We start from the raw sequence: 16,639 nt of genomic DNA on the forward strand, positions 1-16,639 counted from the left end.
AGCGTTCGAGAGCCGGTCAGCGACTGCCGTTCTGGAGAAGCTCCATCCAGCGTGCCATGACGGGACCTTCCTGAAACGCCGCGGCCCGCAGCCGGGCCGCCTCCGACATGGCCTGACGTCGTTCGGGTGCGCGCATCAGCTCCAGCAGGGCAACGGCCAAAGCTTCCGGCTCTTCCGGCGGGACCAGCAACCCGGTCTCGCCGTCGCGCACGATCTCCGCAGGCCCCGTCTCACAATCGAACGCCACGACCGGCACCCCCGCCGACAGGGCCTCAAGCAGGACCATCGGCAACCCTTCATAACGCGAAGAGGCCACGAACAGGGCAGCGCGGGCATAATCGGCGTCGATGCCTCCGATAGCTGGCGCAATCGTCACGCGATGCAATCCTTCCGCCTGTTGCAGCAGGGCATCACGATCCGGCCCATCCCCCCGGATCAGAAGATCCCAGCCCATGCTCGCCGGGTCCTGCTCCACGATCCGCCAGGCCCGCAGCAGCAGGTCATAGCCCTTCTGCTCCGTCAGACGTCCCGCCGCCAGCACCAGCCGGGACTCTGATGGATAGAGGCGCTCCGTCACAGGAGGCGCCATGTTCGGAATGGCGGTCAGCCGGGCACGGACCGTCGTCCCCTCGCGCCACAACGCTATGTCCCGCTGCGTCAGGACAACCACATCATCGGCCCAACGCGCGGCGATCTGCCGCCCCCAGACCCGTTTGCGACGATCAAGCGTCACGTTGAAATTGAAATGCTCCCACACCACGCAGCGCACACCCGCCAGCTTCGCGGCCGCCACGCCATAGAGCGCATGGGTGGACTCCACGACCACCAGCGTGTCGATCTTCTCCCGTTTCAGGAAACGCGACAAACGCCAGACGATGCGAAACCACGAATTGAAAATCTTTACCGGCTGGTCGAACAGCGCGGTCAGGGGAATGTCAGGCGACAGGGGAAAGGCCGGAGCGCCCGCGCCGACCAGTTCCACGAGCCGCACGTCGCAGCCCTGGCGCACCAGCCCGTTCATGACAGCACAGGCCGAACGTTCCGTCCCGCCGAGGCCCTTCAGGTCCTGAATTACAAACGTATATCGTACGTTCAATGCCCTACCCCAAGCCCTTCAAACCGATTATGAAACAGATCATGACGACTGCACCCCACACCCTCAACACCGATGTCGCAATTGTCGGCGCCGGTCCGACCGCCCTCTTCGCCGCGTTCGAATGTGGCATGCTCAAACTGTCCTGCGTCCTGATCGACGCCCTCGACAGTGTCGGCGGACAATGTGCGGCGCTCTATCCGGAAAAACCGATCTACGACATTCCGGCCCATCCCGCCATCGAAGGCGGCGCGCTGATCGAGGCCCTCGAACAGCAAATCGCCCCGTTCGACGTGCCCCGTCTGCTGGGCTCGCGGGTCGAGACGCTGGAAGGCCATCGCGGGGATTTCACGCTGAAAACCGCGCGCGGCGACATCATCCGCGCCAAGGCCGTCATCATCGCCGCCGGTGCCGGTGCGTTCGGCCCGAACCGCCCACCGCTCGACGGGCTCGAAGCCTATGAACGCACGGGCGCGGTGCAGTATTACGTCAAGAAGCGCGCCGACTTTACCGGCAAGCGCGTCGTGGTCGCGGGCGGCGGCGATTCTGCGCTGGACTGGGCGCTGTCCCTCTCCGATGTCGCCGAGAAAATCTATCTGCTGCATCGCCGGGACCGCTTCCGTGGCGCGCCCGAGACGCTGTCTCGTATCGAACAGCAGATTGAGGCCGGGAAGATCGAGAAGGTCGTGCCCTATCAACTCCATGCCCTGCACGGCACGGAGGGCGTCCTTTCCACCGTGGAAGTCACGACCCTTGAAGGCGCATCGCGGCATATCGAAGCCGATGCGCTTCTGCCGTTCTACGGACTGTCCACCGATCTGGGGCCGATCGCGCTCTGGGGGCTGGACACGCATCGCAACACCGTCCCCGTCACCCCGGCCACGCTGGAAAGCAGCACGCCGGGCATTTTCGCGATCGGGGACGTGGCGACCTATCCGGGCAAGCTGAAGCTGATCCTTCAGGGCTTCTCCGAAGGCGCCATGGCAGCTCATGCCATCCATGCCATCGTTCATCCCGACACGGCCCTGCATTTCGAATATTCCACCAGCAAGGGCGTTCCGGGCTAACGGCGCAGGACACAGTTTCTCGTGGCGCTGAGCCGATTACGGTCAGTTCAGGGCGGTTCTACAGACGACAACACAGCAGGACAGATATGAAAGTCATCGTCATGGGCGCCGGAGTGATCGGCGTTACAACGGCCTGGTATCTCGCTCAGGAAGGCCATGAAGTCGAAGTCATCGACCGCCAGCCGGGTGTGGGTCTGGAGACGTCTTTCGCGAATGCAGGACAGGTTTCTCCCGGCTATTCGACCCCTTGGGCCATGCCGGGCCTGCCGCTCAAGGCCGCGAAATGGATGTTCGAAAAGCATAGCCCGCTCGTCGTGCGCCCGCGCTTCGATACGGCCATGTTCCGCTTCATGGGCGAACTGCTCATGAACTGCACGGAAAAAGCCTACGACATCAACAAGGGCCGGATGCTGCGGATTGCGGAATATGCCCGCGACCGTCTCGACGCCCTGCGCGCCGAGACCGGCATCACCTATGACGGTGCCCAGAAGGGCCTGATCCAGCTTTTCCGCACGGACAGTCAGGTCGAATATGCCGCCGAAGACATGCGCCTGCTGGCGGAAAGCGGCGTCGAACACAAGCTGCTGACCGTGGACGAAATCCTCGCCCGCGAGCCCGGCCTCGCCCATGCGCGACACCTGCTCAAGGCCGGTCTGCTGCTCCCCGGCGACCAGACGGGCGATGCCCATCTCTTCACGCGTCGTCTGGCCAAAATGGCCGAGGAAAAGGGCGTGAAGTTCCATCTCGGCGTTACGATCGAGGCTCTTGAAGCCGCCAGCGACGCCATCGTCAGCATCCGCACCAGCGCAGGACGCATGACGGCGGACCGCTATGTTCTGGCACTCGGCAGCTATTCTCCGCGCTTCCTCAAGCCGCTGGAACTGCGTCTGCCGATCTATCCGGTCAAGGGCTACTCCCTGACCATGCCGATCACGGACGAAAGCCGCGCCCCGGTTTCGACCGTCAATGACGAGACCTACAAGGTCGCCATCACGCGTCTGGGCGATCGCATCCGCATCGGCGGGACGGCGGAGCTGAACGGCTTCAATCTGCGCCTCAGCCCGGATCGTCGCGAGACGCTGGAACTGTCCTTCAGCGAAATGTATGGCGGCGGGGACCTGTCCTCCGCGAAATACTGGACCGGCCTGCGCCCCTGCACGCCGGACGGTACACCGATCGTCGGGCCTTCCCCGCGTTACGGCAATCTGTGGCTCAACACCGGTCACGGCACGCTGGGCTGGACCATGACCGCAGGCTCCGGCCAGATCGTCGCTGACCAGATCTCCGGTCGCCAGACGGCCATTCCGTCGCTCGACCTGTCGCTCGACCGCTACTGATACAGTCCGTCCGTAAGCCAGCACGGTTTACGGACGCTCCAGAGCACAAAAAAGGGGGTCTGCCATGAGCAGACCCCCTTTTTGCTTTCCGCAGGTCTTCAGAAGAACCGGCGAAAATACCTCAGTTGGACGGCGCAGCGTCTTCAGTCGGCGCGGCATCCGTCGCAGCGGACGTCTTCTTGTGATGCTTGTGCTTGTGATGATGCTTCTTGCCGGAATGCTTCTTCTTGGGCGTCTCGGCTTCAGCAGCCGGAGCGGCTTCTGCAGGAGCGGCCGGAGCTGCGGCTGCAGGGGCCGGAGCTTCAGCGGCCGGTGCAGCAGGAGCCGCCGTCGTAGCAGGATCGGCGAATGCCGGAGCGGCCGTCAGAGCCAGAGCAGAAACGGCGGCGATCAGGGACAGATTGAAAAGACGCATCTGGAAACGAGGCTCCATAACAGAATAAAGACCGATCACATTCAGACGGTCTGAAGTGGTCTCGTCCATGACGTTATCATTCCCGCTTCGTACGGTCGCGCATTAACTTTATGAAATTTCAGTCTCTTACGCGTGCAGTGTGCGAATACGCCTCAATTCAGACAAAGTCCCTCATCGCCCATAGAAAAAGGCGTGTCCCGAACGAACGGAACACGCCTTTTCTTGAAATCCACCCTGAAATGGACGGCTTAGTGTGAGCGGGTCTTCGTAGCACGCTTGCGCTCATTCGGGTCCAGATACAGCTTCCGGATACGAATGGCGGACGGCGTCACTTCAACCAGCTCATCGTCTTCAATGTAAGCAATGGCCTGCTCAAGGCTCATGCGGCGCGGCGGCGTCAGAAGCAGGGCTTCGTCCTTGCCGGAGGCACGCATGTTGGTCAGCTTCTTTTCGCGGACCGCATTGATGTCGAGGTCGTTCTCGCGGGAATGCTCACCCAGGATCATGCCTGTGTAGATCTTCTCGCCAGCATCGACGAACATCGTGCCACGATCCTGCAGGGCGAAGAGCGCGTACTGCGTCGTCTGACCGTCTTCGGACGAGATCAGCGAGCCGTTACGACGGCCTTCGATCGTGCCGACATACGGCAGATACCCGTGGAACAGACGGTTCATGAGGCCCGTACCGCGCGTATCGGTCAGGAACTCGCCATGATAGCCGATCAGGCCGCGCGACGGGATCAGGAACGTCAGACGCACCTTTCCACCACCGGACGGACGCATGTCCTGCATGACGCCCTTACGGAGCGACATTTTCTCGACGACAACGCCCGAATACGGCTCGTCCACGTCCACCAGAACTTCTTCGAACGGCTCTTCGCGCTCGCCGGTCTCTTCGTTTTCACGGAACAGAACGCGCGGACGGCCGATCGTCAGCTCGAAGCCTTCGCGACGCATCGTTTCAATCAGAACGCCGAGCTGAAGTTCGCCACGACCAGCAACTTCGAAGGCTTCGCTTTCCGGGCTTTCCGTAACCTTAATGGCCACGTTGCCTTCGGTTTCCTTGAAGAGACGGTCACGGATCTGGCGCGACGTCACCTTCTTGCCTTCACGACCACCCAGCGGGCCATCGTTGATGCGGAACGTCATGGACAGTGTCGGCGGATCAACCGGACGGGACGGCAGCGGCTCGTTGATGGACGGATCAGCGATGGTGTCAGGAATCGTCGCATCGGACAGACCGGCAACGGCGACAATGTCACCGGCTTCGGCTTCATCCACAGGCACGCGGTCGAGGCCACGGAAGGACAGCAGCTTCGTCAGACGGCCGGTTTCGACAATCGTGCCATCCGGACGCAGCACGCGGACCGGCATGTTCACCTTCGCACGGCCCTGATCGATACGACCCGTCAGGATACGGCCAAGGAAGTTGTCGCTCTCAAGGATGGTCGCAACCATTCCGAAGGGCGCATCCTTGTCCACGTTCGGCTGCGGCACATGGCGCAGCACGAGGTCGAACAGCGGAGCGAGGTCCTTCTTCGGTCCATCCAGCTCCAGATCGGCCCAGCCCTGACGGCCCGAAGCGTAGAGCATCGGGAAGTCGAGCTGGTGCTCGTCGGCGCCGAGGGACGCGAACAGATCGAAGATCTCTTCGTGCACTTCGTCCGGACGGGCGTCGGAACGGTCGATCTTGTTGACGACGACGATCGGGCGGATGCCACGGGCCAGTGCCTTGCCAAGCACGAACTTGGTCTGCGGCAGCGCGCCTTCAGCGGCATCGACGAGGATGATCGCGCCATCCACCATGCTCAGGATACGCTCGACCTCACCGCCGAAATCGGCGTGGCCCGGGGTATCGATGATGTTGATGCGGGTTTCTTTCCACACAACGGACGTGCACTTGGCGAGAATGGTGATGCCACGCTCGCGTTCGAGGTCGTTGCTGTCCATCGCACGATCAGCAACATGCTGATTGTCGCGGAAAGAGCCGGACTGTTTGAGAAGCGCGTCAACCAGCGTGGTTTTGCCATGATCGACGTGCGCGATGATGGCGATATTACGGAGTTCCATGTGGTCTTCCAGACGGGAGGCATCGAAGAGAGGATTTGCGCCGTCTTCTGCACCGAATCCCGCCAATATGCAAACTCTGTCACTGTCTTTTCGTCCTGAAGATGTCTTGAGCCTGCGGGAAAGCTGGGCCACATCTCACAAAACACCGTCCCTTTGAGGAACTCAGACCATGTCCAACCACCAGCCCACTGGTCCCTCCGCCCCCGGCACCGACGCTCTTAGCCAGCTCGGCCGCGCCACCACAACGCCGCAGAGTCCCGAGGAAGCCGTTCTCGAACGCGTCCCCTCCCCGCATCAGGGGCGGCAGTATGTCGTGCGATTCACGGCCCCGGAATTCACTTCGCTCTGCCCGGTAACCGGGCAGCCGGATTTCGCGCATATCGTCATCGACTATATTCCCGGCGAATGGATTGTGGAAAGCAAGTCCCTCAAGCTCTTCCTGACCAGCTTCCGCAATCATGGCGCCTTCCATGAAGACTGCTCCATCGCCATTGCCGAACGTCTGGTCGCTCTGCTCGATCCGCAGTGGCTGCGGATCGGGGCATACTGGTATCCGCGCGGCGGCATCCCGATCGACGTCTTCTGGCAGACGGGCGAGCCGCCAAAAGGCGTGTGGATTCCGGCACAGGATGTCCCCGGCTATCGTGGTCGCGGCTGAACCGTGACGGAAGCCGCCGCCATCGCCCGCTCCAGCGGCCCTGTCACGCAGGCGCGGCTAGTGGTGGATCTGCAACGTCTCGGCGTCACACCCGGCATGACGCTGCTGGTCCATACGTCTTTGAGTCGAATTGGCTGGGTCTGTGGCGGAGCACGTACCGTGATCGAGAGCCTGCTTCAGGCTGTCGGCGCGGACGGCACGATCGTCATGCCCGCGCAATCCTCCGAACTTAGCGACCCGTCAGGCTGGTGCAATCCGCCCGTGCCGGAAAGCTGGTGGGGGACGATCCGCACCACCATGCCGCCATATGATCCGCATCTGACGCCGACGCGCGGCATGGGGCAGATTGCCGAGTTTTTCCGGACGTGGCCCGGCGTGCAGCGCAGCGCCCATCCGCAGGTTTCGTTCACGGCTTTAGGGCCGCTGGCGGCGGATATTCTGGCGAATCAGCCGATAGACGATCCGTTTGGCACCGGTTCCCCGCTTGCTGCCATGTCGGGCCATAATGCACAGGTTTTGATGATCGGGACGGGCTGGGACACCTGCACGGGGTTACATCTAGCCGAGCGGCTCGCTGATCCTGACGGGCCCAGATTTCAGGACGGAACCTGCATCACGACAGATGGGGAGCGCCGCTGGATCAGCATCAGCCTCCCTGAGACGCAGACGGAGCGTTTCGAGCCTTTTGGCGCAAAGCTTGATGGAAACGCGCTACTCCGCCACGGGCATATCGGTTCGGCAGCCTCACGCCTGTTCCCGCTGGCCCCGGCCATTCACATGGCCGCACAGCACTGGAACAGACAGGAACAGCCGCCGCAAAGTGATCAGTAAGACGCGCTGATTTCGCCAAGGAACATGCGTCCAGCAGACGGCGTGGCGCGGTTGGAGAACAGGCTCTGGTAATTCAGGCGGTTCGCCAGATTGTAGCCGTTCATCGACACTTTCCAGTGCTGGTTGAAGCGGTGTGAAATCATGGCGCTGAAGTCCAGATTCGCCGGGGCGCGGAACTTGTTGGCAGCATCCAGCCACACATGCTCACGCCAGGTCAGACCGCCGCCAAACGTCACGTTGTAAGGCTTGCCCGCGAAGGCGTTATAGGCCGACCAGAGCGTTGCCTGATTATGCGGCACATACTGCACGTTCTTTCCACGATTGGCCTTCGTGGCGGAAGAGGTGGTGCTGCTGTCATACAGGGCGTAGGTGGCGGACACGTTCCAGCCCGGCAGAATGATGCCGCCAACGGACAGTTCAAGCCCCTGATTGCGCTGCCGGTCAGACGATCCTGTGATTTCACCGGTCACCGGATCGGCATTCAGCGCATTACCCTTGTCCAGCCGGAACAGCGACGCTGTTACACCCAAACGGTCGTGCAGAATGCTGTACTTGGCCCCAAGTTCATAAAGCTGCGCTTTTTCCGGGCTGGCGAACGAGTTGGTGCCGGGACGGATGGGTACGGAGCCGTTGGTCACATACATGCCCATCGGCGTCGTGGAATTGGCCCATGTAAAATAGTAGGTCTGATGCGAATCCGGCGTCAGAACGAGGCTGGCATTCGGGTTGAACACCCCGCTCACATCATGGAAATGCTGGTCGGGGTTCTTCGCAACATTTCCACCCGTCATGTTGTAGCTCGTCTGCCAGCGATCCCAGCGGAACCCACCCTTGAGAGACAGCCAGTTCGTGAACCATATCTGATCGAACAGGAACAATCCCGTATCGAACCCATATCCGTTGCTGTGTGATTTCGCACCCAGCGACCCCAGCGAGACAAGCCCACCCGGATTCATATCGCCCGGCACCAGATCCAGATTGCCGACATGCGGATTCGGATTGACGAGGTTCGCATAGGGCTTGGGCTTCAGATAGGTCGACTGCGAGCGCACGTCATTGACGCGCTCGATATCGAAGCCTGCGACGACCTGATGACGCAGGAACCCCGTATGGAAATCCGCAACCATTGACCCCACATTCTGCACGGACCAGCTCGTCTGCTGATACGGCAGCGGTGCCATATACGTCCCGGCACCCGTACCCGCCCCTGCACCGACCGGCCCCGAGCGTGCCACGAGCGCCTTGGATGGATCGGCGCTGAAATAGTTGTTCACGCAGGTCGTATCGCAGGTCGCTTTGGAGGCCGCAAACGTGCGGTAATACTCGCCGCCGCGCAGATCATCATAGAACGTGATGTGTTTGTTCAGCTTGAAGCTAAAACGGGCCGTTTCCATGTTGGCGTTCGTTGCGTTCTGGTCATTATCCGTCCCGTACCAGTTGTTGCGGCGGATGCCATATTCCGTGATGGGCTGACCATAAGCCGCACCCGGCTTTGTCACGACCGGCACACCGAAATCCGGAACCGAATTTTCCTGCTGGTGCATATATTGCAGAACCAGCGTCGTTCTCTTGCCGATACCGAAAGCCAGCGACGGCGCGACACCCCAGCGATGGGAATAGAGATTGTCACGCCCGACGATATTGTGCTCGTCGCCCATGCCCGTGATGCGGAAGGCCGTTGAATCGTTGATCTTCTGATTGACGTCCAGCGTGCCGCGATAATAGCTGCCAGATCCGCCGGAAAACTCTGCATTATAATGGTTTTTCAGACCGGGCGTTTTGGTGACCATGTTGATGGCGCCGCCCGTCGTTCCATTACCGAACACCTCGGAAGACGGCCCCTTGATGACCGAAACGGTTTCGAAATTGAACGCATCGCGCGAATAGACGCCGAAGTCCCGCAGGCCATCTTCATAAATGTCGTTCTGGGCCTGAAAACCACGGATCAGGAACTGATCGCCGTTCATGCCGCCCGCGCCCTCACCGATGGAGGTCGTGACACCCGGAACGTTCCGCAGTGCCTCATCGAGGGATTTCACATTCTGCTGCTGCATCAGGGCCTGCGGCACCACGTTGATGTTCTGCGGCGTGTGCATCACGTCCTGCGGCATCCGGGACAGTCCGGTGGAGTCATGCATGGTGTTAAAACCATGTCCCTGCACCGTCAGATATTCCGCATCCGCGCCCTCAACGCTTTGCGTGCTGTTCAGGGATTTTGCCGCAGGAGGCGCCTTGGGGTTCGGTTTTTCGTCTTTTTTGACGAGGTCCGCCGCGTAGCCCTGTGAAGACATCAGCAGCGTTCCCGCAACTGATAGCGAAGTAATATGCGCGCGCAGCGAACCGGTCATTGAAGGCCTCTTGGTTACGGACATGTCTTGTTATGTTGCAGAGGCAAATATTAGAAATAAGAATCATTCGCAACAAATTTCTGAAGGAATGGCTTTCCTTTCGCCAAAAAAACACTTCGCCGGATTAAAAATTGTCCCAAAACACATCAGGCTCCCCACCCTGCACACAGAGGATGGAGAGCCTGTCAGATCTCTTCAGAATTTTGCAGACGTCAGAGCGTAATGCCGAGCTGTCCCTGAAAATACAGCAAAGGCGCGCGGTTTTCGTCGAGTTCAAGCGAAACAGGACGCGCCATGAACAGCGCATGCGTGCCGCCCTGGAATGTTTCGACCAGTTCGCAGTGCATCTTCACCAGCGAATCCCGGACAAACGCCGTGCCATCCGCCGAGCGTTCGATCACGTCCGAGCCGAACTTGTCGCCTGTGCGGCTGGCGAACAGCATCGCCACGTCCTTGTGGTCGTTGCCCAGAATGCTGAGGCCGAACGTGCCGGCTTCCGCAATCGCACGATAGGTCGCGCTGGCACGGTTGAGACAGATCAGCAGCAGGAGCGGATCAAGGGACACGGAGGTCAGAGCGCTGATGGTCGCGCCCTGTTCGCCTTCGCTACCTTTGGCCGTCACCACAGCCACACCCGTGGCGAAATGGGACATGGCCTTGCGGAAATCGGTGTCGTTCGGAGTCGTCATGCAGACTCCTTGCCATAATCCGGCGGCCAGCGCACCTCCTTCCCGCAACGAACAAGGTGCAGGGATCAAGATCCCTGCCGGGTCCGGGCAGAGCCCGGATTTTCTTTTCAGAACCCCAAAGTCATGTCCGCTCCAAACAGGATACGACCCATATGGTGCTGGTCATCAAACGGACGCGTGCCGTTGAGAGAACGATCAAAACGCAACTCCGGCCTGAGCTGGAGCAGCTTGATATGATGCCCCACATCCGGCCGCCACACGGTGTTGAGCGTCAACGCGCCATAGGTCGTAGCGGGGGCGGAGACAGAGCGCGTCGGGTTGCCAAGCAAAGCCTGTGCATAGCCTTCATTCTCGGCAAAACTCGCAACGAAACTGCCCGTATTGTCCCGATACAGCTCGGCCCGCGCATTGACGGTCAGGTTCGGGTGGATATGCCATCCACCCCACACAACCGCGCTCCACGTATCGGCGCGCAGTCCCTCGTCATGAAGCTGGTTCACCTCCACGGTGGCGCTCCATTTTTTCGAGAATGTCCACGTCCCGTTCAGATCGTTCCAGTACCGCATGGCCCCGTTGGCCCTCGGCCCCAGAGCGCGCACGGCGTCTTCCGGCCCAACCCGCAGCAGATAGGTGAAGGACAGATGCCCGTCCGCCAGATCATTGCCCGTCACGCCGAGATACCCGGCAGGCCGGTCATTGTTATCCCCCCGCCCGAAGGAGGTCTGGTTGCCGGTATCCGCGCCGAACTGAAGATCAAAATGCTCGTCCAGATGAAGCTGGAACATGCCCCCCACATGCTCGAAGGGCGTGGAATATTCGGTCGTATACGCCAGCGTGTAGAAAGCGCGTGTCGAAGGATCGAGCGTCTCCACACCCATCGGCGACGTCAGAATCCCGATCTGTCCATCCAGCCCCCTGCTTGTGAACCACGGCATATGCAGCGCAATATTGGCGAAGACCGGCATGGCCTGATAACGGCCATTGATCCAGCGATCGGAGACGCCTGCGATCGTATAGCTCCGGGCATCGGAGCCATAGAGCATCCGCAGGTTCATCCCCAGCCCATACCCGCCCCCGATCGGATCGACGGGTTTTGTAAGGGTGAAAGTCAGCTGGTTCAGCGTGGCCTGATCGGCATAGGGCGAGAGAAGCTGGCCGAAATTGAGATTACTCGCGGGATGGCTTGAACTGCCCATGACACCGCCTTCGATCTGCGCACCGAAAGACACATCGGAAAACCACTGATCCGTCCAAGCCTTGTCATGCGTCCCAGCTGCACGCGCCTGCGCACCTGCCAGCAGAACCACAAAAACCACTCTCAGACCCAGACCGAAACGCTGCCTCATGCCATCCACCTTCCGGTTGCATGAGACATGCCCATAGCACAGGCCCGGTTTTTACTTAATGTTGCTAAAGAGAGCTATTTCTCAGAATTTCGCCGTTTTCGGGTCTGCACCCATCCGGCCATCCGCACGATCCATCCCTCCGATGGCCTGCATGTCGTCGCCGTCCAGCACAAAGCCGAACACATCCAGATTTTCCGCCAGACGCTTCGGATTGACGGATTTTGGAATCACGATCAGCCCGTTCTGAAGATGCCAGCGGATCACAACCTGTGCCGGAGTCCGACCGTGTTTTTCAGCAATCGCCCCGATCCGCTCATCACTCAGCACACGTCCCTTGCCCAACGGACGCCAGGCTTCGGTACGGATATTGTGCTTTTCGTGAAATTCCTGCAGAGCGCGCTGCTGGAAATCGGGATGCAATTCAATCTGGTTGACGACCGGCACCACGCCCGTCGCATCGATGATCCGCTCCAGATGCTCCGGCTCAAAATTGGACACACCAATGGACTTCACGCGGCCGGATTTCTTCAACTCGACCAGCGCCTTCCACGTCTCGACATACTGCCCCTGATCCGGCATCGGCCAGTGGATCAGATACAGATCCAGCACCGGACGACGCAGCAGACGCGCGCTTTCTTCATAGGCACGCAGCGCATTGTCGTAACCCTGCTCGTCATTCCATACCTTGGTCGTAAGGAAGATTTCCGGATGGTCTTCCAGACCCTCACCGACCCCGGCTTCGTTCTTGTAAAGCCGCGCGGTATCGACGGAGCGATACCCGAGTTTCACGGCTTCCCTAACGATCTCCGCCGTCTCGTTCGGAGGCGTCTGCCAGACACCCAGACCGATCTGCGGCATGGTGTTACCATCGTGAAAGGAAATCTCTGTCTGGGCGTCGGCGGATGGAACCTGTGACGACATATCTGCCTCCTTGCAGGATTTAAAAGAAAACTCATCAGCGCGTGAGGTGCTGGATTTTCAACGCAGGCCCCGGACGAGAGGTTCAGTCGTCGTTAAGCAGAAGGGCCAGTTTGCGATTGAATGTCTCGACTGTGAAGGGTTTGACCAGAAGGGCGCAACCGGGTGCAAGAGCCTGATTCCCAAGGATATTCTGCTCGGCATATCCCGTGATGAACAGCACTTTGAGCAATGGCCAGCGCGCCAGCATCTGCTCGCCCAGTTCGCGCCCGTTCATGCCGCCGGGCATCCCGATATCGCTGATGAGAAGCGCAGGGGGCTCCCCCTCCGCCACAAGCGCCTTCGCGGACGGCCCATCGCACGCGCCCTGCACGATCCCGCCCAGATCCGCCACCATATCCATCACGATCATCCGCACCGCCTCCTCGTCATCCACGACGAGAACACGCAGCCCTTCCAGAAGACGGGGCTGTGGCCCCTCAGGCAGCGGAGGAGGTTCGGGGCGCAGTGTTTCCTGCCCTTCATAGCGCGGCAGCCAGAGCGATACGACGGTCCCCTGCCCAGGAGTGGAGCGGATGTCCACCTGGCCCCCCGACTGCTGGGTAAAGCCGTAAATCATGCTCAACCCCAACCCGGTGCCCGCACCCAGTGGTTTGGTCGTAAAAAACGGATCAAAAACCCGTTGAACAATCTCGGGCGGCATCCCGCAGCCCTCGTCCTGCACCGTCAGAACAACATAATCGCCCGGTGGAATGGACATTTCAGCGGCATTCGCGCGACCCAAAATCCAGTTGGCACTCTTCAGCCGCAACATGCTGCCCTGCTCATGCATGGCATCGCGGGCATTGATGCACAGATTCAGAACCGCATTTTCGAGCTGATTGGCGTCCACCCGCGTCCGCCACAGATCCGGCTGAAGATCAAGAACAAGGTCTATGCCCGGCCCGACCGTCCCCCGCAGCAGGCTTTCCAACCCGCGAACCAGCATATTCATATCCGTGAGGCTCGGATCGAGGGTCTGCCGCCGCGAGAACGCCAGCAGACGATGGGTCAGGGACGCCGCCCGGCGCACCGCTTCCTGCGACGCCGTGATGTACCGCCCCAGACCGTCCGTCCGACCCTGCGCAATCCGCAGCCCGAGAAGTTCAAGCCCCCCGCCGATTCCGGCCAGAAGATTGTTGAAATCATGCGCCAGACCGCCCGTAAGCTGCCCGACAGCTTCCATCTTCTGGGCCTGACGGAGCTGTTCCTCCAGTTCGTTGCGTTCGGTCAGATCCCGCCCGATCGCATAGATCGCATCGCCCTCGTCATTACAACTCCAGTTATAGGTCCGCCAGGAGCCGTCATGCCGCCGCATCCGCACATCCAGCCCCGCAGCCGGCCAGGGCGTACCCTTCATAAGACGCGCAAAGGTGTCACGGACTGTCCGCTTGTCATCGGGATGGCACAACGCATCCAGTCTCAGACCAGCAAGCTCGTCCATCCTGTAGCCCTGCATCTCTTCCCAACTCGGGCTGACCGCAACGTAATAGCCGTGACGGTCGATGATGACGAACAGGTCCTTCGCGATATTCCACAGCCGGTCGCGCTCGCGGGTCCGTTGCAGAATCCGCTCTTCGAGCATGACATTCAGGTCGCGGATCTGCTGCTGGGTCCGTGCCTGACGCATAGAGGCATGAGTGCGGTCAGCCACGGCGCGGGTGAAGACGATTTCTTCATTGGTCCAGACATGCGGAGCATCGTGACAAACAAACATCAGCCCCACGAAACGTCCGAATTTGAAAATCGGAATAGCAAGAAACGCGACAATCCCTTCTGCTTCGTAACGCGCGTCATATCCCGCCGTCAGGGCATCGGTGCGGACATCCGCAATGGCCACAGGCTCGCCACCCCCAAGAAGCGACCTGAACTCACCGTAATCGGCGAACATCCGCATTCCCAGAAGCGGGCGCCCGGCCTCGGCCACTCCGCCAACGGTCATGCCGGTGCCGTCGTCATTGATCACACCGTAACCCGCACCGCTGGCATCCAGCTCCCGGCAGATGATCCGGGCCGCAACTTCTTCCATCATGCCGGTATCGTCGAGGGCGCGAAGCTGGTCTCCGAGTTCGACCAGCGCAGCCTGTCGCAGCGCCTGACGCTTGCTCCGGTTAATATCGAAAACAATGCCGGGGAAACGGGCCACGCGCCCTTCGTCCCCCAGATCGCAGCGACCATTGCCCTCAAACCAGCGCAGTCCCGCCGGGGTCTCTACCCGGAATTCAAAACGGCATTTTCCTCCCCGCCGCGTCGCTGCAGTGACGGCCTGCACGACGGCGAACCTGTCCCGCGGGTCCACGGCATCGTAAATAATGTTCGGCATGACGCCTTCACGCAGCCGGGCCGGGTCCAGCCCCAGCGTCATGGCCAGCCGGGCATCCCCCGTCATACGCGAAGTACTGTCGTCCCACATCCACGTCCCGGCAATCGCACCGGCATCAAGCGCGAGCTGAAGCCGCTCGGCAGACTGGTTTGCGTCTGTCAGATCACGTCCGATGGCCAGCAGACGCTGTACGTCACCGTCCTCTCCGAAAACAGGCGTAACCACCACGTCCCAGAAGCGGCGGGTGCCCTTCATGGTCATGGAATACCCCTGAAACCGCGCCGTCTCCCCTTCAAGGGCGCTCTGCACTGCCAGAGCCGCCCGCCGACGCGGCTGCCCACGCCACAGGTCCACCCAGGGCAGTCCGTGCATAATGATCGGACTGTCCATTTCCATGGACCGAACGCCCCCTTCGTTGACGAAGCGGATACAGCCATCGCAGTCGAGAATATGGATGCAGTCCGGTAGGCTCGACAGCAGCAGCCGGGTAAAGGATTCACTGGAGCGCAGGGTTTCCGCCGTCAGAGACGCAGAAGAAACGTCCATTGCCAGACCGACACTACGGCGGCCGTCAGGTCGGCTTTCATCCTCGCGCCAACCCCGTAGCAGCACATGCCGGAGCATGGGGGTGCCTTGCGAAGCATGTTTTCCGGACGGATACGCAGATCGCGAAGGGACCAGAATTCGGAAACGAAGCTCGTAACAGCCTTCGTCCCGCAGGTCGTCCTCGATGCTGCCATCATAGAGCAGCTGGTCTTCCGGGTGCAGAAATGCCAGAAGTTCGTCGATGGGCACTCCCACCGCCAGACGCTCAGGCGGCAACCCCCACAGCCCAGCGAAACGCGCGTCTCCCGTCACCATTCGCATCGCGAAATCACAGCGATAGAACGCAACATCCACCGTGTCGGCGACACGCTGCATCCGGAGCTCCATCCGCTCCACGATCGCATGTTCCTGACTGACGCCCTCCTCTTGCGAGGAAGAAACAGCATGTTCGCGCAGCAGATCATCAACCTGCAACCCACACAGGGCACGGACATGCTCCAGCGCCGGAGCGTTCTGCCGCACACACAGCCAGACTTCCACGGCACCCGAGCGCACCGGCAGAAGACAGACCGTACACGCACCGAGGGACTGGCCATCCATGAGACAGGCCGCGCCCTCGGCAGCAATCGCACTCCCCCTGCCCCCAAGAATGCGCACGCCCTGAACGTCACGCACCAGCAGCGCTGCCTCTCCCCCGCCTTCCGCCGCCGCAAGAGCCAGAAGATGACTGCACAGAATGGACGCACGCCCACCGGAAGGAGAAGGATGCAGCACCAGCGCGTCCATATCTCCATCCGTCTCCTGCATGCGATTCACCATTCCGCCTCCTCAGCCCTGCCCGTCCGAATACATTCCCACTCGGAACTGCGTCCCCTCCATAGCAGATCCGGTGTTTACCGTATCCTGTCAGAAACCTCCGCAGAATGATGCGCCACTTTTTCGCGCGCCCTACGTTTGTAT

The 16,639-nt window shown here is 60.6% G+C and carries 12 protein-coding genes; 4 read left to right on the forward strand and 8 right to left on the reverse strand.

All coding sequences use genetic code 11. The annotated features are described in order from the left end of the window. Positions 1 to 16: 16 nt before the first annotated feature. Positions 17 to 1,096 carry a glycosyltransferase family 4 protein gene (locus HKD21_RS00430; protein WP_194253723.1) on the reverse strand — a complete coding sequence of 360 codons (1,080 nt, stop codon included), beginning with the start codon at positions 1,094 to 1,096 and terminating at the stop codon, positions 17 to 19. A 41-nt stretch (positions 1,097 to 1,137) separates the two neighbouring features. Between HKD21_RS00430 and HKD21_RS00435 the strand changes: the two genes are divergently transcribed. Next, positions 1,138 to 2,160, forward strand: coding sequence for an NAD(P)/FAD-dependent oxidoreductase (locus HKD21_RS00435; protein ID WP_194253724.1), 1,023 nt, complete (start codon positions 1,138 to 1,140; stop codon positions 2,158 to 2,160). An 86-nt stretch (positions 2,161 to 2,246) separates the two neighbouring features. Further along, positions 2,247 to 3,497 (forward strand): D-amino acid dehydrogenase, encoded by a 1,251-nt coding sequence (locus HKD21_RS00440; RefSeq protein WP_099286258.1) that lies wholly within the window; start codon positions 2,247 to 2,249, stop codon positions 3,495 to 3,497. A gap of 121 nt (positions 3,498 to 3,618) precedes the next feature. On the opposite strand, the gene HKD21_RS00445 is transcribed toward HKD21_RS00440, so the two are convergent. Both HKD21_RS00445 and typA read right to left on the reverse strand, forming a co-directional pair. Beyond that, positions 3,619 to 3,981 (reverse strand): hypothetical protein, encoded by a 363-nt coding sequence (locus HKD21_RS00445; protein ID WP_194253725.1) that lies wholly within the window; start codon positions 3,979 to 3,981, stop codon positions 3,619 to 3,621. A gap of 179 nt (positions 3,982 to 4,160) precedes the next feature. After that, positions 4,161 to 5,981: a translational GTPase TypA gene (typA, locus tag HKD21_RS00450; protein WP_194253726.1), complete on the reverse strand. Its 1,821-nt coding sequence runs from the start codon at positions 5,979 to 5,981 to the stop codon at positions 4,161 to 4,163. A gap of 169 nt (positions 5,982 to 6,150) precedes the next feature. Between typA and queF the strand changes: the two genes are divergently transcribed. Both queF and HKD21_RS00460 read left to right on the forward strand, forming a co-directional pair. Then, complete coding sequence (queF, locus tag HKD21_RS00455) at positions 6,151 to 6,639, forward strand: preQ(1) synthase (protein WP_099286259.1); 489 nt, start codon at positions 6,151 to 6,153, stop codon at positions 6,637 to 6,639. A 3-nt stretch (positions 6,640 to 6,642) separates the two neighbouring features. Continuing rightward, a complete protein-coding gene (locus HKD21_RS00460; RefSeq protein WP_194253727.1) occupies positions 6,643 to 7,470 on the forward strand; it encodes an aminoglycoside N(3)-acetyltransferase in 828 nt (275 codons plus the stop codon). Here HKD21_RS00460 and HKD21_RS00465 read toward each other — a convergent pair. From HKD21_RS00465 to HKD21_RS00485, 5 genes are all read right to left on the reverse strand, one after another. Further along, the gene (locus HKD21_RS00465; protein WP_228120647.1) at positions 7,464 to 9,818 is read right to left on the reverse strand and encodes a TonB-dependent receptor; all 2,355 of its coding nucleotides are present in this window, start codon (positions 9,816 to 9,818) and stop codon (positions 7,464 to 7,466) included. The genes HKD21_RS00460 and HKD21_RS00465 overlap by 7 nt on opposite strands. A 212-nt stretch (positions 9,819 to 10,030) precedes the next feature. Then, positions 10,031 to 10,507, reverse strand: a complete 477-nt coding sequence (locus HKD21_RS00470) for a flavin reductase family protein (RefSeq protein WP_099286261.1) — start codon at positions 10,505 to 10,507, stop codon at positions 10,031 to 10,033. Between the two features lie 107 nt (positions 10,508 to 10,614). Beyond that, positions 10,615 to 11,853, reverse strand: a complete 1,239-nt coding sequence (locus HKD21_RS00475) for an outer membrane beta-barrel protein (protein WP_194253728.1) — start codon at positions 11,851 to 11,853, stop codon at positions 10,615 to 10,617. Positions 11,854 to 11,934: 81 nt separating this feature from the next. Continuing rightward, the gene (locus HKD21_RS00480; RefSeq protein ID WP_194253729.1) at positions 11,935 to 12,774 is read right to left on the reverse strand and encodes an aldo/keto reductase; all 840 of its coding nucleotides are present in this window, start codon (positions 12,772 to 12,774) and stop codon (positions 11,935 to 11,937) included. 82 nt (positions 12,775 to 12,856) lie between these two features. Continuing rightward, a complete protein-coding gene (locus HKD21_RS00485) occupies positions 12,857 to 16,498 on the reverse strand; it encodes a PAS domain-containing protein (RefSeq protein ID WP_228120650.1) in 3,642 nt (1,213 codons plus the stop codon). Positions 16,499 to 16,639: the final 141 nt, after the last annotated feature.

It is taken from the genome of Gluconobacter cerevisiae (assembly GCF_015244675.1).
GTDB lineage: Bacteria > Pseudomonadota > Alphaproteobacteria > Acetobacterales > Acetobacteraceae > Gluconobacter > Gluconobacter cerevisiae.